Origin of the sequence: Burkholderia sp. EMB26 (assembly GCF_024730645.1) — a bacterium.
Lineage (GTDB): Bacteria > Pseudomonadota > Gammaproteobacteria > Burkholderiales > Burkholderiaceae > Burkholderia > Burkholderia cenocepacia.
On sequence record NZ_CP078071.1, the window covers coordinates 2200463 to 2219618 of the forward strand.

The following is a 19156-nucleotide window of genomic DNA, read 5'->3' on the forward strand; positions in this document are numbered from 1 at the left end:
ACAAACCGGACGGTATGTATGAGCTGGTATGCAAAGGTCGCCTGGCAGGAAGGGCTGTTTTTCCGTCCTCAACTGTTCCAGCAGCAGGATCGCTACTTCGAGAAGTACGCGCATATGCGTGCGGCTCCGCTGTCGCCGTTCTTCTTCGGCTTCGCGAGCTACGCGCTCGACCTGGAGTCGCTGGCGCTCGGGAAGGTGATCGTCAAATCGGCCGCCGGCGTGTTCGCCGACGGCACGCCGTTCGATGCGCCGGGCAATACACCTCTGCCGCCGCCGCTGACGATCCGGCCCGAGCACCTCGATCAGGTGATCTATCTCGCGGTGCCGGTCCGGTTGCCGAACTGTGAAGAAACGACGTTCCAGAATAGCGCGGATTCGCTGGCGCGCTACCTGGTATTCGATACGGAATTGCGCGATACGAATTCGATTGGCCTTGCCCCGGAGTCCGTGCAGCTGTCGAATCTGCGCTTGCGCCTGATGCCGGAAAAGGAGTTGGGCGATGCGTGGATCGGTCTCGCACTCACGCGTGTCAAGACGATCCGGGCGGACGGAAGCATCGAACTCGACGATACGCTGGTGCCGCCTGTGTCGGGTTACGGCGCGAGCGACCTGCTCGCGAGCTGGGTGACGAAAATCCATGATCTCGTGCACCTGCGAGCAAATGCGCTCGCGGCACGGCTCGCTGGCACCGACGAGACGACAGCGAGCGCGGCGACGGTTACGGACTATCTGCTGCTGCAGATTTTGAACCGCTACGAACCGTTGCTGCAGCACGTGCTGCGGGTACCGGCGGTGTCGCCGGCCGACGTCTATGCGTTGCTGATCAGCATGGCTGGCGAACTGTCGACGCATCTGCGCACGGATACGCGTCGGCCGCTCGACACGCATCCGCCGTATCAGCATACGACGCCGCATCTGTGTCTGAAACCGGTTGTCGATGATACGCATCGGTTGTTGAACGCCGTGCTGGTGCGCAGTGCGCAGAGCATCTCATTCGAAGACCGTGGGCACGGGATGCGCAACGCGGTGGTCGATCCGGTCGATATGCAGGGCTTTACCGCGCTGGTGCTGGCCGTTCATGCGGCGATGCCGCCGGACGTACTGAAGCAGCAGTTTCTGGCGCAGGCGAAGGCGGGGCCGTCCGAGAAGCTGCCGAGCCTGGTGCGCAGCCACCTGCCGGGCATCGGCTTGCAGGCGCTGCCGGTGCCGCCACGGCAGATTCCGTTCAATGCGGGATACATCTATTACGAGTTGACGCAAGGTGGGCCGCTTTGGGAGGAAGTTGTGCGGCATGGTGGTATCGCGTTGCACGTGGCGGGTGAGTTCCCGTCGTTGAAGCTTGAGTTGTGGGGCGTGCGTTGAGCAATGTGGATGTTACGAACGCGCTAGAGAGCGAAGTGATTCAAATCCAGGTTCTGATTGATTCGAATTTGAAAAATGGAAAAGCTAGCTAAACAATTGCCCGAACTGCCTCGCAAAAATCCCACGCGACGCGGTATTGGCCTCGCTTGGATGATTATAGTTGCGGGATATTTGATTGTCTCATTTTTAGATATGGGTCTGGGCTCGCCTTGGAGCGCATATGGCCTTTCGGCCCCACCAGTGGTTGCTATCGGCAGTGCGATTATTTTTCTTGCATCCGGAGAGCCGGATGTCGCCGGTGGAATATTTCTCGGTCTTGTCTCAATTCTAGGTACAGTGATTGCGGTGGCAGCTATTGTGCTTATCTACTTTTTTAGTAATCCACCTTCACTCGTTAACGGGTGGAAATAAGACGAGATAGACCTAAAAGATCGAATGCATGGCAGTTTTGGCCAGGGACTCGATCGAGTCAACGGAGATGTCGGAATGGCTTTGTTTGACGCACCACGGACGCTGTCGATTTCCGGCGCGGCCTTGCCGATGTACGGTGATCGTCCGATCCTCACACCGGCGAAGCTTACAGGCGGCGAAACACTCGGCGAGCTGTTCGAGTACACGCTCGAGCTGAAAACCCCGGACGAACTCGGGTTCTCGCAGAGCATCGCCGCGAATATCGATCTCGACAAGCTGATCGGCACCGAACTGACCGTTTCGATTCAGCTCGAAGGTGTTGGGCATTTCATTCGAGGCCTTGCCGGCAACGCCGGAATAGCGAATATCGGCGCAGGCACGCGCGAGATCACCGGCATCGTCGCCAACGCATCCATCTTGCGGGAAGACGGGCGCTCGATCGTATATGCGGTCACGCTTCGGCCGTGGCTTTGGCTGGCGACGAAGAACTGCGATTGCCGCATCTTCCAGGATATGTCCGTGATCGAGATCACCGACGCGGTGCTCTCGGCATACCTGTTCCCCGTCGAAAAACGACTGACGCCGCCGCGTCCGAGCAAGACCTGGCCCAAGCGGGACATTCAGCGCCAGCACCACGAAAGCGACTGGACGTTTCTGCAGCGCCTGTGGGAAGAGTGGGGCATCTTCTACTTCTTCGAGCACGACGACGGGAAGCACCGTCTCGTGCTGTGCGATGCGATAGCGGCGCTCAAGCCGCATGGCGATGCCTATTCGACGATCCGCTACGCGGCTCCCGACAGCCGTCGTATCGACGAGGAGCATATTCATGCATTGTCGGTCTCGAATGCGTTGACGACCGGTGCGGTGACCAGTGTCGACTACGACTACACCCGGCCGCGCGCAGACCTGATGGTTGCGCGAGAAGACCCGCGCAATACGGGGCTCGCTAATCAGGAGCATTACACGTGGGGCGATTACGCACAGCCGCAGGCCGGTACGGGCGGCTTGTCAGGCGCGCCAAACGAACCGCGGACCGAAGCGGAATACCTGACGCTCGTGCAGATGGAGGCGTGGCGTTGTCAGGGGCTCAGGGCTTCCGGACGGGGCAACCTGCGCGGGCTGATCACTGGCCAGACCTTCATGCTTTCGCACTATCCGCAGAGCGCCGCCAACTGCGAGTACGCGGTTATCACCGCGAGGCTGACGATCGAAGAGGTTGGCGAAGCATCGGGTTCCGGTCAGCGATACCACTGCGAAGCGGACTTTGAGTTGCAGCCGACCCGTGAGCCGTTCCGGTTGCTGCGCACGATCGAGAAACCGCGTATTACCGGTGTCGAATATGCGGTTGTGACGTGTCCGGAGAATCAGGAAATCTGGACGGACGCGTACGGTCGGGTGAAGTTGCAGTTTCTGTGGGATCGGCTCGGCAACAACGACGAACGTTCGAGTTGCTGGGTGCGCGTGGCCGGGGCATGGCATGGCGATCAGTTCGGCGGGATCTTCCTGCCGCGCCGGGGCCATGAGGTTGAAGTTGCGTTCGCGAATGGCGATCCGGACTTGCCGATCATCGTCGGCAGCGCGGCCAATGCGTTCAATATGCCGCCGTTCGGCTTACCGGCGAACCAGACACTCGCCGGTTATCGCAGCAAGGAGGTTGGCGCTCGGCGTGCGAACACGCTGGCATTCGACGATACGCACGGAAAGATTCAGGCTCATCTGTCGAGTGACGAAAGCTGTTCGCAGTTGAACCTGGGTTACATCACACGTATCGCGGGTAACGCTGGTCGGCAGGATGAGCGTGGCCGCGGAGCCGAGTTACGGACGGATGGCCATGGCGTATTCCGTGCGGCTCAGGGCATGCTGCTGACAACGGAGGCTCGGCAAAATGCGCAGGCCCATTTGACCGACATGGGCGAGACGACCGCTCGACTCGAGGAAGCCGAGCGTTGGCAGTCGACGATCGCTCAACTTGCCCAACAGGCAACCGCCCAGGACGCGAACACCCATCAGGAAGAAGTCGCCGCCACGCTTGCCAAGCAGAACGCCGCCATACGGGGCCCGCAAGACCTCTCCGACGATGGCTTTCCTGAATTCGGCGCCCCGCACGTCGTCGTGGCCGGCGCTGCCGGCATCCAGACCACGACCCCCGCAACAACGCATATCGCAAGCGGTCAGCACGTCGCGCTGACGAGCGGAGAGCACATCGCGGCGTCGGCGAACGGGAGTGTTCTCGTCAGCGCTCAGGATACGGTGCGTCAGTTCGCAGCGCGCGGCGGTATGAAATCCGTCGCGGCAGATGGTGACATCGATATTCAGGCACTGCAGAAGGCGATCAATCTGCTGGCCCTCCTTGAGGTCAACGTTACTAGCGACGCGATCCATATCAAAGCGAAAAAGAAGCTGGTTCTGAACGGCGGTGGCAGCTATATCGAGCTTGAGCAGGGCAGCATAAAAAGCGGAACGAGCGGTGTTTGGCTGGCGCATGCCGCTACCCATTACTTTCCGCAACCTGACGAAGTGCCCGTCGAGCTTCACGTTCCCAAGGTGTGTATCGAGTGTCTGTTGAAAGCCGCGAAGAGCGGTGCATCCGTGATTCCGCGGCTCTAAGGTTTGCTTCATGAAAACGGTAGACGACAACGGAAAACTCTACGGTCTGGTCGATGGCGCGCAGTACCCGGACGCTCTTGCTGTATGGGTGCTCGAATTTTCGCCGGAGGTGAGATCGATATTCGAAGGGTTGCCAGAGGAGGAGGCGGGCAACGCCGCTCCGGTTCTCTTTCAGATCGACGATGTGAATAGCGACTGGGTTCGGCAGATCGATCAGATGGACCGGTATCGGCCTTGTTTCTCGGTTCTGCGCAGTGTCTTGAATATCGATGAACTCAAGCTGCATCTGCAGCAGTTTCTCTTTGCCGACATCGGAGACGGCATCCAGGTTCTGCTCCGTTGGTTCGATCCACGTGCGCTTCCGTCGATTCTCGAAGTCTCGGGCGAAGCGGCGAGAGTTGAGCTCATGCGGCCGATGACGACATGGATGTACCGCGGAGGAAACTCGGAGTGGCAGTACGTCGCGATTGACGAGCGTTCGCACGCCGAGGATGCGGAGGAATTTTCTCTATCACTCAGCCAGCCGCAGCTCGATAGGTTGGAAAGGCATGACGAGCCGCACGCGGTCATGAGCGAGTTGAGCGACTTGGGTCTGATCGACGCGAATCAGCCATATGCAATTCGGTATCGGGATTTCCGTCGTCGATATGATCGCGCGAATCAATGGGGGCTGGATCTCCGCGCAGATATCCACGCATTCTGTGTGGCCTCGTATCAGTATGGCGAAAAATTCGATCGACAGGATGAAGTTCGATCGGCCATTCGGTCGACTGTCGCCAGCAAGACACCATTGATACAAGAGTTCGAGTTGGTCCCAGCGTATGTCTGGCGAGATTTGATGCGTGCTTTCGAGAAGCATGCTGGGTTGATAGGCGAATAGGATTTTGAATAATGGCCATCTTTGTCTTTAAGCGATTTTACGCTCTTTTTTTTGTTGGCTCCCTGCTGATAACGATAGCGGGTTGCTCGGATGAAAACGAGAGTAATCCATCAGACGTGAGTGGCTATAACTATACCGATTACTACATTGCGGGATTTCGTGTTGGAAATGAAGGCCAGGAGCCCTCGGCGGGCGGGCCGAATATTTTTCCGAAAAAGCCGGGTGCTGAACGTGCAGGCGGGGGCGGATTCGTATGTTGTATCAGTATTCCTTCCAAATGGCGGCCCGGCATGAAGCTCGTGGTCAAGTGGAAGGTCGACAAGATTCAAGACGGAAAGACACCTGGTAAATGGTACACGGCGACAACAGATGTGCCGCCATATGGACCACGTACCGCAGGGTTTGTGGTGCATTTCCTGCCTGGTGATCGAATTCGCATCCAGATCAGGGACGAGAAAGGAGTGCTGCCAAAAATCGACGACCGCGACCCGTACATCGTTCAGGGTATGTTTATGAGGGATGTGGATGCATCCGATTAGAAGGTATTTTGTATATGAATTTCTTGGATTTGCTTGAGTGAGAAATTTACTAAGAGGTTTGGGCTCGTTCGGGTGTGCGGAAATGGGAGGGGGGAAATTATTTTTATCTTTAATTGTCGCAATCGCTGTTTTTGTGCTGATGGCTTGCTCTAAATCGACTGACTTGTGCGTAGCCGATCTTGTGGCTATCAATCACACTGATCGCGTGGTGATGGCTTATAGGGTGCTTGCTGAGAATGAGGATTATAGGGATTGGATATATGTTGATCAATATATCATGCCTAGTCGCGCTGATGATAACGGTGGGCGTAAAAAATCATGTTTATATCGTCCAAAATTAAATGGATCTGATGCGTTGTATTTAAGAGAGAGTATTGTTGTTCAATGGCAAATCGAAAACCCTGCGGGTTTTGATAAAGCGGGTGACGATGATTGGTACAAGGCAACAGTTCGGATCCCAAGCGACCTGCCGAAAGGAAATTTGACTCTGAGGCTGAATTTCCTTCCTGGAAATAGTGTTCGAGTGCAGATTCGCGCTAATTCCAGGAAAAATGGTCAGATGCTCGGTGAATACGATGCAGCGGTGGTGCAGGGGGAGCGGGACATCGGGCATACGGAGCCAAATTTCGGGAGGCATGCATATTTATTGGTTTTTGGTAGTTGGTTTTCTTGTTAGGAATGGCGGAAATTGATATTTGTGTATTCAATGGAATTGAGATTTATTGTGAAGTAGTTAATTTAAAAATTACGGGTGAAATGCGATGGGAATAATCTGTTAGCCCAAGGTATTCGATGGATGCTGTTGTTCCGAAGGGGCGAAGGTACTCCAATAACGGGAGATCGGGAAATGGTCGTGTTTGTCTGGAAGCATTTCGCTACGTTATTCGCCGTTGGACTGCTGTTGACACTGGCGGGTTGCTCGGATGCGAATGAGAGTAACCCATCAGACGTGAGTGGTTACAACTATACCGACTACTACATCGCAGGATTTCGTGTCGGAAATGAAGGTCATGAGCTTTCAGCGAGCGGTCCAAATATATTTCCGAAAAAGCCAGGTGCGGAACGGTCTGGCGGGGGCGGATTCGTATGTTGCATTGGTATTCCTTCCAAATGGCGTCCGGACATGAAGCTCGTTGTTACGTGGCGGCGGGACACCCACCCTTACGACGACGATCGTAGCGGTGATCAGTGGCTTACTGCGACAACGGGGGTTCCACCATATGGGCCACGTACTGCGGGCTTCGTGGTGCATTTCCTGCCTGGTGACCGGATTCGCATCCAAATCAGGGACGAGAAAGGCGTTCTCCCCAAAATAGATGATCAGGATTCCTACATCGTACAGGGTGTGCTGGACCCAGAATTGAACAAGAAGTGAGGAGAATATGCGATGAGCGTAATCCGCTGGCCCGAACCATCCAACGAGCAAGGGCGTCTGGCCGAAGGGGAGGCTGCCCGATTGATGGGAAAAAGTGCTCTGGCAGGGGAGCCACAGGGCTGCCCGCAGGTGCTACACGTCAATCTGTTCTTCGACGGCACGAACAACAACAAGGAGTGGGATGTTAAAGACGAGAAAAGACCCACACATAGCAACGTCGCACGGTTGTTCAACGCCTGCAGTGACGATCGCGCGGCCGGGGAGTACCGATTCTATTTGGCCGGCGTTGGTACTCCGTTTCGTGAAATTGGTGAAACGGCCTTCTCGTCGGAAGGTAAGGCGTTCGCCCTTGGTTTCGGCATGCGCGTTGCTTGGGGGTACACCCGTTTGCTGAACGCACTGCACGAGGCGATGGCGGGAGACATCCTGTTGTATGACCCGGAAGCTCGCGCTCTGTGTGCATCGATCGACGCTGACGTTATCGCCTCCAATGGCACGATGAATCGGATCGTTGGGGGAATTTCTCAAGTTAGTCGAACGGCACGGTTTCTCGAAACCGGGTCAAGGATGTACTACGGATACAAATCTCGGACGAAGCTGGAGCGTCTGAACGGGGAGCTGTCCGCGCTTCAGAAGAAGCATAGCGGACCTGGAGGTCAACTCAATCGTTCGATCAAGAAAGTCTGGGTGAACGTTTTCGGATTCTCGCGTGGTGCTGCTGGCGCGCGCGTATTTGTCAATCGCCTCATCAACACCTGGGCACCGGCTGGAATGATTGCTGGTTCGATTCCATATGAGGTCAATTTTCTGGGAATTTTCGACACGGTGGCATCAGTCGGCCTGCCGGATACCGCCACCGCAGCGGTCAATTTGCTGGACCTTGACGGGCACTGGGCATGGACGGCGGAGGGTGCCCTCAACATCCCCGCGTCGGTCAAGAAGTGTGTGCATTTCTTCTCGATCCACGAGCAGCGGATGAGCTTTCCGCTCGATTCCATTCGAGAAAAGCAAGCCTATCCAGTCGGCGCGCCACGCAGGATTGAGGTCGCCTACCCCGGAGTGCATTCTGACGTCGGGGGTGGTTATGCGCTCAACGAAGAAGGAAAATCTCGAGACGGCGATGGCAGCAAGCTCAGTCAGATCGCCTTGCACAATATGTATATCGAGGCACTAAAGGCCGGGGTGCCGTTGATGCTTTATTCCGATATTCGAAAGCGAGACGACTTGATGAGAGATTTCTCGTTGACGTCATCTGTTGCCCGCGCTTTCAACGACTGGCTCTCGACCGTCAATCAAAAACCCCTCGACAGCGTCGAATCCGCACTTCGCATAGGCATGGGGCAGTCGCTCGCGTGGCGTACCTTGCGCGCCGATTACGGAAATCCGCAGGCCTACATCACGTCGCAGGAATTCTTCCGTCGTGCGCCAGAAAACGATGTCACGCCGTACGGGCTGGAAACGCGAATCGGGAGCAAGGCCACATCTGCTTCTCGGCTTGACGACTTGAAGCGCGAGAAGCAGCAGCTCGAGAAGCAGAAGGCTGGCTTTGACGTGGCAGCGCTCAGCATGCCTGCGATTCCGGCGCTTGCGAATCCGTTCAAGAAGAAGGCGGCCGAACTTGCCGAGCAAATCAAGAAAAAAGACGCCGACATCCTGGCGGCCGCGGCGGGGAAACCTCCGCGCCCTGGCGAGGGTACAACGGACGTGATGACCAACGACAAGACCGACCTTCTGGAAGCGGCAGAGGAGTTCCGGCTCTTGCTTGCGTACCTGTATCCCGATCAGCGATGGCGCTGGCAAGTGTACTGGGCGCTCCCGCCGGCAGATGCGGTGAAGCTGAAGATGGGACCGATAGGGAAGGCGATTCCCTTGGAGCAGAACGTCAATGCCTATTACCTCACGGTCGACCGGAAGGACGTCGTTTCGCACCGTAGGCAAGGCTCGACGGCCGCCTGGATGGGGGAACGTGACCGGGTAATGATGCTATTAGGGGGCGTCGCTGGGTATCAGCCGATACTGGATTTTGTTCTCACGCCGAGGCAGGAGATGCTGCCGTTCCTGCTCGAGCACACCTCTGACGAGGCAGTGCGAAAGCTGCCTCAAGCCGCGATCCGCTTGCTGGACGACTACGTTCACGATAGTCGTGCATGGTTCCGCGTGCCTTATTTCCATGAATACGCGCCCGGCGGTTACGGGTGGGCACGGACGTTCTTCGTCGGTGACGACAGGCGCGTTCGATCGCTCGGTCTGAAAGACGACGCCTCACAAATTGCCATCACGCGTGCAAGGGTCGCTGCGGCGGATCGCGGTAACTACCTCGCTGAGCAGTCCAGAAAATTGCCGCCTCCGGTGAAAGTCGATTTCAGTACATTTCCGCGCTATTGAGCGCGCCAGCCTACGAATAGCACCATGTCAATCAGCATCGCAGTTGTCGGAGACGCAACCGACCATGGCGGCCGGATCATTACCGGCTCGGATACACACAAGATCGGCGGCAAGAAAGTCGCTCGTCTGCATGATCTGGTCGATTGCCCGGAAATCTATCCGGACGGTCGTCTGCACGGCGTCAACAGGATCATCGAATCGCATCCGACGCTCAGCGTTGGCGGCCGCCACGTGGCGCTGCACGGCCACCGTACGGAGTGCGGTTGCCGGCTGATCGCGACGTCGACGGCCAAGGTGGGGCGCTAACCATGTCGACGCCAAGAAAATCCAGCACACCGATCGGTGCCGTGCGCACGTCCGCGGAAGATCAGGAGGAGTTGGCGGATGCGCTGAACCGCGAGGACGATTCGTCCGCCAGCCAGGATTTTGCGCCTCCGGAGGTTTTCGAGCAGCGGTTGGCCAAGGTCAAGGCGGCGCGCAACCCGTTGCTCGAGGCATCCCGAGTGCTACTCCGTGCGCAGGCCGATATGCCGGACAAGTTTGCGTCGAAGAATGCAATCGATTCGTTGCGCACGCTTCTCGTTCGGGAGGTGAGGGTATTCGAGAAGCTTTGCGATCAAACCAGCATTCGGCGCGATCACATGATCGGCGCCCGATATTGCCTGTGCACCGCGTTAGACGAAGCGGTAACGCAGACGGAATGGGGCAAGAAAGACTTGTCGGGGATCAAGTGGATCAAAGACGGTCTTGCAATCACCTTCCATGGAGACCGCGACGGCGGCGACAAGGTATATCTCCTGATCGCCCGTCTGCTCGAGGATCCCCATGAGCATCGCGATCTGCTCCAGGTGATCTACCGCATTCTCAGTCTTGGCTTCGAGGGCCGCTACCGGGAAGGCGCTGATAGCAAGCGCAAGCACGACGCGATCCGCCAGCGTCTTTACAACGTCATCACATCGCAACGCGAACTCGTGCCGATGGCCTTGTCACCGAACTGGCAATCGACCGCAAAAGGCAAGCGCCTGTCGTTCTACGATTTCCCGGTGTGGATCACCGTTGTCGTTCTGTCGGTAATCCTTCTCGGCCTGTTCGGCTGGTTCAAATATGAACTGATGACCCGTGCCGCCGAAGTCCAGAAGCAGATTGCCACGATCGGCGCGATGACACCGCCCCCAGCACCCCCACAACTGCACCTCAAGCAGTTGCTCAAGGACGAAATCGCGGCCGGCACTGTCAGCGTCGACGAAGACGCCCATCGCAGCGCCGTGACGTTCCGCGGTGATGCGATGTTCAAGCCCGGCGGCGCGTCGGTCCAACCGTCGATGAACCCGTTGATTTCAAAGATTGCCGCCGAGATTTCCAAGGTGCCTGGCAAAGTAGCCGTTCTTGGTTACACGGACAGCGTGCCGATTCGCAGCCGTCATTTCGCGTCGAATCAGATGCTGTCGGAAGAGCGGGCCATTCAGGTCATGCAGATGCTGCAAGCCGCGGGCGTGCCGGCCAATCGTCTCGAAGCCGCCGGCAAGGGCGATGCCGATCCTGTCGGCGACAACCGCACCGTGCAGGGGCGCGCGCAGAACCGGCGTGTCGAGATCGTCGTCGCGCGATAAGCCAGATCCGTTTCCGGAATAACACATGAAGAAGTTCCAGTTCCTGTCGTTTCTGGCCTCGCGCCAGTTCCTCGCGTTCCTCGCACTGATTGTCGTCGCACTGGTGATCTGGTTCGTGGGGCCGTTTTTCGCGTTCGGCGGACTGAAGCCGCTCGCTGGGGCCGGCATGCGCGTGTTGTTGATCGCATTGCTGCTCGTGGGGGTGCTGCTCTGGCTCATGGGCCAGCCGACGATCATCGTATTCGTCGCTCTGCTTTGCTTGTTGATCTGGTACGCGGGCCCGTTGCTTTCGTTTGGTCATATGGCTCCGTTCGAGCCAGCGTCGACCCGACTCACGGCAATCGCGGTGATTGTGGCCGTGCTCGTCATCTTCGGGATGTACCGCGTCTGGCAGAAGATGCGCGCGGACGATGCGTTCATGAAGAAAATGCTGCGCATGGGCGACAAGAAGGACGAGTCGCCTGCCGCATCGCGTCTTCGGAAAATCGAACCGATCGTGACCAGCGCGCTCGCCCGCCTCAAATCGATGCGCACGGGTGCGCGCGGTCTCGGTCGGCTGTTCCAGGGCAAGCGCTATCTGTACGAGTTGCCCTGGTACATCACGCTCGGCTCGCGCGGGTCGGGCAAGACGAGCATGCTGTTGAACGGCGGACTGGCGTTTCCGGTCGCCGAGCAGATGCAGCGTGCGGCAGGGAAGCCTGTCGCCGATGCCGCCTCGGTAGACTGGTGGTTGACCAATGATGCGGTGCTCATCGATACGACGGGCCACTACACGCGTCATGGCACCTCGCCTGCTGCGGACATCGATGAACCGAAACCGGCAACCCCGATCACCGGCGCGGATGTGAGCGACTCAAAACGGGACGAGAAACGCGCAGACGATGATGCGAAACAAGATGCATCGACGTTATCGAAGGCGGCCGCCGTATCGAAATCGAGTGCCGATTCCGCTCCGAGCCGTTCGGCCCAGCGCTATAGCCATCAGGAGATCGACCGCGCGGAATGGCTCGGGTTTCTCGGCATGCTGCGCCGGAACCGGCCGCGTGCACCGATCAATGGCGCGTTGCTGACGATCGATCTTGCGACATTGGCCAGCGCCGATGAGCAAGCACGCGTCGCCGAGGCGGCTGCATTGCGCGGGCGGCTGGCCGAGCTGAGGCAGGAACTCGGCATCCGTTTCCCCGTCTACGTGATCGTCACGAAGATGGACGGCCTGACGGGCTTCCCGGAGTATTTCGGCTCCCTCACATCGGAAGGACGGGCACAGGCATGGGGCTTCACGCTTCCGTACGGCAAGGAAACGGTTGCGAAGGAGGGGTTGCGTGCGCGTTGCCTCCACGAGCTCAGGCAACTCTCCGACCGTTTGAGCGACCCGATCGACACACATCTGCAGGATGAATACGATGTGCCGAAGCGGCGAAAACTTGCCGTGCTTTCGGAAGAGTTTTCTGCACTGCTCGGTCCGCTGACGGACCTGATCGACATGATCTTTCTCGATTCGCGCTACGACGACACGCAACTCCATGCAACGTTGCGCGGTGTGTATTTCACAAGCGCGCGGCAATCGGGTGGCGAGATCGTTGCGGAGCACCATACGCTCGTTCAACGCCTGCTGTCCGTTCAGGACCACGCTGCCGTTTCACCGCAGCGCGTCGAAGGCAATCAGAGCTTCTTTCTGCATGATTTCCTGACGCGTGTCGTGTTCCCGGAGGCGCATCTCGTCAGCCCCAATCTGCGCTGGGAATTCCGCTACCGGCTGTTGCGCCTGATCGGCCATACCCTGACCCTGCTGTTGTTCGTATGGCTGGCGATCGGTTTGCGCGTGAGCTTCGGCCACAACAGCGACTATCTCGACGCGATGGGGCGCAAGGTGCAGGCGTTGACAGCGCGCGTGACGCAACTCTACAAGACGCCGAAACCGCAGGCCGTGCCGGACACGCTGACCGAAGCGCGCAATCTGCCGACCTTTCCGAATCTGGATGTGTCCGATCCCGGCAGCGAGTGGCGCTACGGGCTGTATGTGCCGCCGAATATCGCGACGGAGAGCGGTCGCGCGTACGATGCGCTCGAGGACAACCTGTTGTTGCCGCAAATCGTGCGCCGGATGGAGGACGTGATGTCCGGCGCGATTGCCGGTAACGACTCGAAGGCCGCTTACGATGCGCTGCGCGTCTATCTGATGCTCTACGACGCCGCGAAGTTCAATGCAGGCGACATCAAGACGTGGGTGCTCGACGACTGGGCGAAAAATGACAGTGCAGCGATCTTCGGTGGTCGCGCATCGATGGTTGACCATGTCGAGCAGCTCTTTTCGGGCGATCGCGTGGTGAAGTCTCCGCTCATTCGCAATGACGCGCTGATCCAGCGGGCCCGGGCGTTTCTCGATGGCAGCAACGCGACCGGACGCTTGTACGAGCGCGCAAAGGCAGCGATGCAGAAGGAGGCGCCGGACGAGTTCACGCTGTTGCGCGCGGTGGGGCCGCAGGCCGGCACGGTCTTCACGCGGGCGAGCGACGCGCCGTTGTCGCGCGGTGTGTCGGGACTTTTCACGTTTGACGGCTACCGGAATCTGTTCGACAAGCGGCTGCCTGAATTCGTGCAGATTGCGCGCGATGACGACGCATGGGTGATGGGGCGCTCGTATCTGACGGGGGCATCGGACTCGGCTCAAAAAAAAACGGCTGAAATCGTGAGCAATGCGACGGGGATGGACGATGCGCTGACGGATGCCGTCCGTCGCGAATATCTGACGGAGTACGCGCAGCAATGGGACGCGTTTCTCGGCGACATCCGGACAGTGAGCGGCACGAGTCTCGCGTTCAATCTTCAGGTGCTGCGCCGCTTCGCGGCTCCGGACTCGCCACTCGTGCGGCTGGCCCGTGCGGCGGTGCATGAAACGACGCTCACGGCGCCGATGAGCGGATCGGGCGGCACGTTTCTCCAGAAAGCTGCCGACCAGATCAACCAGAAGGCCGACAAGGCGCTCGGCATCCGCGCGTCGGAGCGGGTCGAACGCGACCTCGTCGACACCCGTTTCGCCGCGCTGCGCGAGGTCGTGACCGGCAACGCCGATTCGCCGGGCGCTACCGAGACGGTCGCCCAGGCCAGCGCGACCGGCCTCGATGGTGTGACCAACCTGTTGAACGACTACTACACGGCGCTCACGGTCTCCGATAACGCGTTGTCGAACAACAGCATGCCGCCGGCCAGCGACGCGGCGGCGAAACTGAAGATGGCGGCCAACACGATGCCCGCGCCTTTCCGTGCCGTGCTGCTGCAGCTTGCCGCGGACGGCTCGCGCGAAGTCAACCAGGGTATCGGGCAATTGTTGTCCCGCCAGATGCAGGCGACCGTCGGTGACACGTGCCGGCTGACCATCGAGGGCAACTATCCGTTCTCGCCAGACAGCAGGCGCGATGTCGGCATCGACGATTTCACCCGTGTGTTCGCGCAAGGCGGCGTGATCGACGATTTCTTCACGAAGGCGCTGGCGCCCTTCGTCGACACGTCCGCGAAGCCATGGCGGTACCGCACGCTGCCTGGCGCGACGGAACCCGTGCATGGGCCGGATCTCGAACCTTTCGAGCACGCGAAGGCAATTCGGGACGTCTTCTTCAATGATTCCGGTCACAAACAGCTCGCATGGAAGATCGAGATCCGCGTTCCCGAACTGGATCCGTCGATCATGGGCCTGGCGCTCGACGTCGATGGCCAGACTTTGCTCTATCAGCATGGGCCCGTCGCGCCGTTTCCGGTGTCGTGGCCGGGGCCGCGCGGCGGCGTCCATGCGGAGATCACCGCGAACCCGCGCATTCGCCCTGAGACGTCGACGATCGCTGCCGACGGCCCGTGGGCGCTGATGCGGTTGCTCCAGCGGGGACGGGTCGTCGAAACAGCGACGCCCGGCCGTACCCGTGTCGCGTTCGACTTCGACGGTCGCAAAGCGGCGCTCGATATTGCGGGTACCGGAAGCGTGGCGAATCCGCTGACGAGCGACGTGCTGAAAACGTTCCGCTGCCCGAGCGCGATGCCGCTGTTCAATCTGTCGGATAGCGGCCCTCCGCCTGGATTGCCGCGCGGCGCGATGCCGGCTGGGCCGGTCGATGCCGTCCGGTGAATCGCAGGGAGCGTGCACGGTGACGAATCTCATGACCGATCCGAGGATCTCTGCCGGGCTGCCGGCATCCCCGTCGCTTGCTGTACGTCTCAGGAGCGCGGAGCAAGCGATCAATCCGCTGTTTGAGTCCGCGCGCACCTTGCTGCGAGCGCTGGCGGATACGCCCGCTGTGCTGGAACCTGACGCCGTCACGCATCGACGCTTGGGGCTGGAGCAGGAGCTCAGGTTGTTCGCGCGGGTTTGCAGCGAGTTGAAGTTGCAGTCCGACCACGTCGTTCGCGCGAGCTATTCCCTGTGCACGGCGCTCGACGAAGCGGCCATGCAGACGCGTTGGGGCAGCGGCGGGGCGACGGGAGTCGACTGGCAGTCGAATAGCCTGGCAGTAGCGTTGGGCCACGATCGGCAGGGAAGTGATCGCGTGTTTCGACTGATCGATGAAGCGCTGGCTCGTCCTCGAGAACATCTCGATCTGCTCGAGCTGTATCAGAACATCCTCGATCTGGGTTTCAAGGGGCGATATCGCTTTGCGAGCGATGGGGCGGCCCGTCTTCAGAGTATTCGTGAAGCCGTGCACCAGGTTGTCGCGAACGGCGGATTCAGCAACATACCGGACAATGAGCCGATCGGGCCGTCGCGGCATTCGATTGTCGATCCGTGGGTGCGTCCCGTACCGGTGCGTCGAACCCGGTGGTGGATTGGTGTGGGCCTTGCCGTTGCATTGTTGCTGGGCGTGGCGGGTTATGCGGCGGTGGATCTTTGGATGCATGGCAGGCCGGCTACGATGACGTCCCCTCTTGACGCTTTGTCGGAACGGCTCGGATCGAGCCTGCGTGACGAGGTGGCCGCCGGTAACGTCGAATTGCATCAGGATGTGGCGACGAAGGTACTGACACTCCGGTTCAACGGCATGTACGCATCGGGTGACGTGACGGTCGCGCCGTGGTGGGCTTCCATGATCGCGGCAATCGGACGGACCATTGTTGCGTCGGTATCCGCCGCGCAGGTACAGGTCGTTGGTTACACCGATAACGTACCGGCTGGAGTCACATCCCGGGACAACAATCAGGCACTTTCCGAAGCCCGCGCCCGACAGGTGGCACGGATTCTCGTGGCAGCGGGGGTGCCGATGCAAAACATCTCCGCAACCGGACAGAGCGACGCCGACCCGCTCGCCGACAACGCCACGGCACGCGGCAGGTCAAGGAATCGCCGCGTCGAAGTGACCGTATCGAACTGAACGGAGGATCGGGACGCCTTGCGATTCGCGGATACAACGGGCCTGTCTGTTGCAGTAGGCATTATCGGCCCGCTCACACGCCCTGACTCCCCCGCACCCTGTTCAACACCCCATACGCCACCGACCCGATCACGATCCCCCAGAACGCCGACCCGAGCCCGAGCCAGGTCATCCCCGACGCGGTCGCGAGAAACGTGATCACCGACGCTTCGCGGTGGTTCTCGTCCTCGAAGATCCCGTGCACGTTCGCGCTGATCGCGCCGATCAGCGCGAGTCCCGCCAGAATCGCGACGAACGCTTTCGGCAGCGCGAAGAACAGCGTGACGATCGTGCCCGCGAAGAGCCCGCCGATCAGGTAGATCACGCCGTTCGCGAGCCCGGCGACGTAGCGCCGGCCCGGATCCTCGTGCGCATCCTTGCCGGTGCACAGCGCCGCGGTGATCGCGGCAACGACGATCGTGATCCCGCCGAAGCACGCGACGACCAGCGACATCACGCTGGTCGTCGTGATGATCGGGCGCGCCGGCGTGTGATAGCCGGATACACGCAGGATCGCCATCCCCGGCAGGAACTGGCCAGTGAGGCTGACGACGACGAGCGGCAGCGCGAGGCTGAGCGTCGTGCCCAGCGTCCATTCGGGCGCGATGAAGATCGGACGCGCGAGGCTCGGCGACACGTTGCCGAGATGCGTCATCCCGAGCAGCGTCGCGAGCGCGGCGCCCGTCAGCAGCACGAGCACGATGCTGTAGCGCGGCAGCAGGCGCCGGAAGATCACGTAGGCCGCGATCATCCCGAACGCGAGCGCGGGCTGCGCCGACGCGGCGGAGAACGCATGCATGCCGAACGGCAGCAGGATGCCGGCCATCATGCCGCACGCGATGCCGCGCGGGATGTGGCGCACCAGCCGGTCGAAATACCCGGACACGCCGATCGCCAGGATGATCAGCGCGGCCGTGATGTACGCGCCGACGGCCTGGTTGAGCGTCAGTTGCGGAAACAGGCCGACGAGCAGCGCGGTGCCGGGCGCCGACCACGCGGTGACGACGGGCACCTTGAGCTTCCAGCTGGCGAACAGGCCCGACACGCCCGCGCCGATCGAGATCGCCCAGACCCACGACGTCACCATCTCGTTGGACGCATGCGCGGCCTGCGACGCCTGGAAGAAGATCGCGAGCGGGCCCGCGTAGGAAATCAGGACCGCGAGAAAGCCCGCGGTGATCGCGGAAACGGACCAGTCGTTACCGAGCGTGCGGATCGCGCCGGGTGGGGTGTTGGGTTGCATCGTCGTCGGGGAGGGCGGCGCGCGGCCGTGCGGCGGAGCCGGGGCGAATGATTGTTGGAAGCCCCGGATGAGCCGCCATTCTGCGCATTGCCGACGCAATTGGCAATTCGCGGGCGGCGATCGACGTTGTCGGCTTTTCGTAAGGATGGCGCCGAAACGCGGAAACGTCTGACGTCAGGTACTGATCTGCAACACCCTGTCGACCACCGCCACCTTGATCCCGCTGCCCGTCGACAGCGATGCCGTGCCTGCGTCGAACGGATGCACGGGCGGATCGGTCGGCGTCCACGCATGGCGCGCGAGCAACGCGCGATACCCGCCGCGGATCACGAAGCCGCCGCATTTCTCCGCATACGCAGCGCGCCGCATCCGGTACGCGCGCGGCAGGTCGTACCACGGCAGCTTCGGCAGGTCGTGGTGGACGAGGTGATAGTTGTTGTTCAGGTACAGCAGCCGCATCGCGAAGCCGGCTTCGTTGATCGTGATGCGCGCTTTCGGATGCGGCGCGGCGCGATGCTCGTACAGCGAGCGGATCATCGCGAGCGACAGCGCGGGCCACGTGACGGCCAGCAGGTAGTACCACCACGGCACGCCGATCGCCCATTGCAGCCAGGCGAGCAGCGCGACCACGCACGCGGCATGCGTCGCCCACATCGGCAGATAGCGGAAGTCGCCGCGCCGGAACGCGGCGAACGCATCGCGGAACGTCGCGGCGATGGCGAGCGGCGGCCCGACGGCGATGCGTCCGAGGAAAGTCTTGCGCGCGACCGTCAGCGCCCGGCGCCAGCGCGGCAGCCGCGCCCAGCGTTCGCGTGTGACGTAGTTCGTTTCGGGATCGACGCCCGGCACGGTCAGGTCCTCGTCGCGATGATGCTCGAGATGCGTGTCGCGATACAGCGTGTACGGATACCAGATCGTCAGCGGCGGATAGCCGAGCAGCTTGTTCACGAAGGCGGAACGCGTCGGATGGCCGTGCAGCAGCTCGTGCTGCAGCGACAGGTGCCACGCGCCGAGCAGGATCAGCGGCGGCGTCGCGGCGCCGAGCGACAGGTGCCCGTCGCGCACGAGCAGCAGCACGGCGAGCCAGCCGCCGTAGATGACGACGACCAGCAGCCAGGTCGGCCACTCGGTCCGGGCGGTGAAGCGGGCGTCGAGCGCGGCGATCGCGCGCGCGTGGTCGACGTCGAAGTATTCGGCCATGGCGTTGAGGCAGATGGATCGGGCAGTGCGGGGAACGAGCGATGGAACCGGGGCGCTCGGCCCGGGTGCGCTGGTGTCTCGCGGATCACGGTCGGCCTGTCCGGCATCGCGCACGGTGGCGCGCCGGCAGGCATTCGAACGGTACCGGGGC

14 protein-coding genes are annotated in these 19156 nt (G+C 60.4%); 12 read left to right on the forward strand and 2 right to left on the reverse strand.

Annotated features, from left to right (window positions below; translation table 11 throughout):
- The first annotated feature begins 18 nt into the window (after positions 1-18).
- From tssK to icmH, 12 genes are all read left to right on the forward strand, one after another.
- Positions 19-1362, forward strand: coding sequence for a type VI secretion system baseplate subunit TssK (gene tssK / locus KU887_RS26685; protein ID WP_212260662.1), 1344 nt, complete (start codon positions 19-21; stop codon positions 1360-1362).
- A gap of 75 nt (positions 1363-1437) precedes the next feature.
- The gene (locus KU887_RS26690; protein ID WP_258256049.1) at positions 1438-1773 is read left to right on the forward strand and encodes a hypothetical protein; all 336 of its coding nucleotides are present in this window, start codon (positions 1438-1440) and stop codon (positions 1771-1773) included.
- 75 nt (positions 1774-1848) lie between these two features.
- Positions 1849-4380 carry a type VI secretion system Vgr family protein gene (locus KU887_RS26695; RefSeq protein WP_258256050.1) on the forward strand — a complete coding sequence of 844 codons (2532 nt, stop codon included), beginning with the start codon at positions 1849-1851 and terminating at the stop codon, positions 4378-4380.
- A 10-nt stretch (positions 4381-4390) separates the two neighbouring features.
- Positions 4391-5260: a DUF4123 domain-containing protein gene (locus tag KU887_RS26700; protein ID WP_258256051.1), complete on the forward strand. Its 870-nt coding sequence runs from the start codon at positions 4391-4393 to the stop codon at positions 5258-5260.
- Between the two features lie 11 nt (positions 5261-5271).
- Positions 5272-5799 carry a DUF3304 domain-containing protein gene (locus tag KU887_RS26705; protein ID WP_258256052.1) on the forward strand — a complete coding sequence of 176 codons (528 nt, stop codon included), beginning with the start codon at positions 5272-5274 and terminating at the stop codon, positions 5797-5799.
- Between the two features lie 37 nt (positions 5800-5836).
- Positions 5837-6475, forward strand: coding sequence for a hypothetical protein (locus KU887_RS26710; protein WP_258256053.1), 639 nt, complete (start codon positions 5837-5839; stop codon positions 6473-6475).
- A gap of 171 nt (positions 6476-6646) precedes the next feature.
- On the forward strand, positions 6647-7174 hold the full coding sequence (locus tag KU887_RS26715) for a DUF3304 domain-containing protein (protein ID WP_258256054.1): 528 nt from the start codon (positions 6647-6649) through the stop codon (positions 7172-7174).
- 12 nt (positions 7175-7186) lie between these two features.
- Positions 7187-9559 (forward strand): DUF2235 domain-containing protein, encoded by a 2373-nt coding sequence (locus KU887_RS26720; RefSeq protein WP_258256056.1) that lies wholly within the window; start codon positions 7187-7189, stop codon positions 9557-9559.
- A gap of 24 nt (positions 9560-9583) precedes the next feature.
- Complete coding sequence (locus tag KU887_RS26725; protein WP_258256057.1) at positions 9584-9865, forward strand: PAAR domain-containing protein; 282 nt, start codon at positions 9584-9586, stop codon at positions 9863-9865.
- A gap of 2 nt (positions 9866-9867) precedes the next feature.
- Positions 9868-11169 (forward strand): type VI secretion system protein TssL, long form, encoded by a 1302-nt coding sequence (gene tssL / locus KU887_RS26730; RefSeq protein ID WP_258256059.1) that lies wholly within the window; start codon positions 9868-9870, stop codon positions 11167-11169.
- 25 nt (positions 11170-11194) lie between these two features.
- On the forward strand, positions 11195-15286 hold the full coding sequence (gene tssM / locus KU887_RS26735; RefSeq protein WP_258256060.1) for a type VI secretion system membrane subunit TssM: 4092 nt from the start codon (positions 11195-11197) through the stop codon (positions 15284-15286).
- Between the two features lie 31 nt (positions 15287-15317).
- Positions 15318-16523 (forward strand): type IVB secretion system protein IcmH/DotU, encoded by a 1206-nt coding sequence (gene icmH, locus KU887_RS26740; RefSeq protein WP_258256063.1) that lies wholly within the window; start codon positions 15318-15320, stop codon positions 16521-16523.
- Positions 16524-16596: 73 nt separating this feature from the next.
- On the opposite strand, the gene KU887_RS26745 is transcribed toward icmH, so the two are convergent.
- Together KU887_RS26745 and KU887_RS26750 are read right to left on the reverse strand one after the other, a co-directional pair.
- Positions 16597-17805, reverse strand: a complete 1209-nt coding sequence (locus tag KU887_RS26745) for a benzoate/H(+) symporter BenE family transporter (protein WP_258256064.1) — start codon at positions 17803-17805, stop codon at positions 16597-16599.
- 174 nt (positions 17806-17979) lie between these two features.
- Entirely contained in the window at positions 17980-19005 is a 1026-nt protein-coding gene (locus tag KU887_RS26750; RefSeq protein ID WP_048992435.1) for a fatty acid desaturase, read from the reverse strand.
- Between the last annotated feature and the right edge of the window lie 151 nt (positions 19006-19156).

Excerpts from the sequence above, each read along its gene's own strand:
- KU887_RS26690 (WP_258256049.1), top strand. The coding sequence starts at position 1,438 with ATGGAAAAGCTAGCTAAACAATTGCCCGAACTGCCTCGCAAAAATCCC.
- tssL (WP_258256059.1), top strand. The coding sequence starts at position 9,868 with ATGTCGACGCCAAGAAAATCCAGCACACCGATCGGTGCCGTGCGCACG.
- KU887_RS26720 (WP_258256056.1), top strand. The coding sequence starts at position 7,187 with ATGAGCGTAATCCGCTGGCCCGAACCATCCAACGAGCAAGGGCGTCTG.
- icmH (WP_258256063.1), top strand. The coding sequence starts at position 15,318 with ATGACCGATCCGAGGATCTCTGCCGGGCTGCCGGCATCCCCGTCGCTT.
- KU887_RS26715 (WP_258256054.1), top strand. The coding sequence starts at position 6,647 with ATGGTCGTGTTTGTCTGGAAGCATTTCGCTACGTTATTCGCCGTTGGA.
- tssM (WP_258256060.1), top strand. The coding sequence starts at position 11,195 with ATGAAGAAGTTCCAGTTCCTGTCGTTTCTGGCCTCGCGCCAGTTCCTC.
- KU887_RS26750 (WP_048992435.1), bottom strand. The coding sequence starts at position 19,005 with ATGGCCGAATACTTCGACGTCGACCACGCGCGCGCGATCGCCGCGCTC.
- KU887_RS26725 (WP_258256057.1), top strand. The coding sequence starts at position 9,584 with ATGTCAATCAGCATCGCAGTTGTCGGAGACGCAACCGACCATGGCGGC.
- tssK (WP_212260662.1), top strand. The coding sequence starts at position 19 with ATGAGCTGGTATGCAAAGGTCGCCTGGCAGGAAGGGCTGTTTTTCCGT.
- KU887_RS26705 (WP_258256052.1), top strand. The coding sequence starts at position 5,272 with ATGGCCATCTTTGTCTTTAAGCGATTTTACGCTCTTTTTTTTGTTGGC.
- KU887_RS26745 (WP_258256064.1), bottom strand. The coding sequence starts at position 17,805 with ATGCAACCCAACACCCCACCCGGCGCGATCCGCACGCTCGGTAACGAC.
- KU887_RS26695 (WP_258256050.1), top strand. The coding sequence starts at position 1,849 with ATGGCTTTGTTTGACGCACCACGGACGCTGTCGATTTCCGGCGCGGCC.
- KU887_RS26700 (WP_258256051.1), top strand. The coding sequence starts at position 4,391 with ATGAAAACGGTAGACGACAACGGAAAACTCTACGGTCTGGTCGATGGC.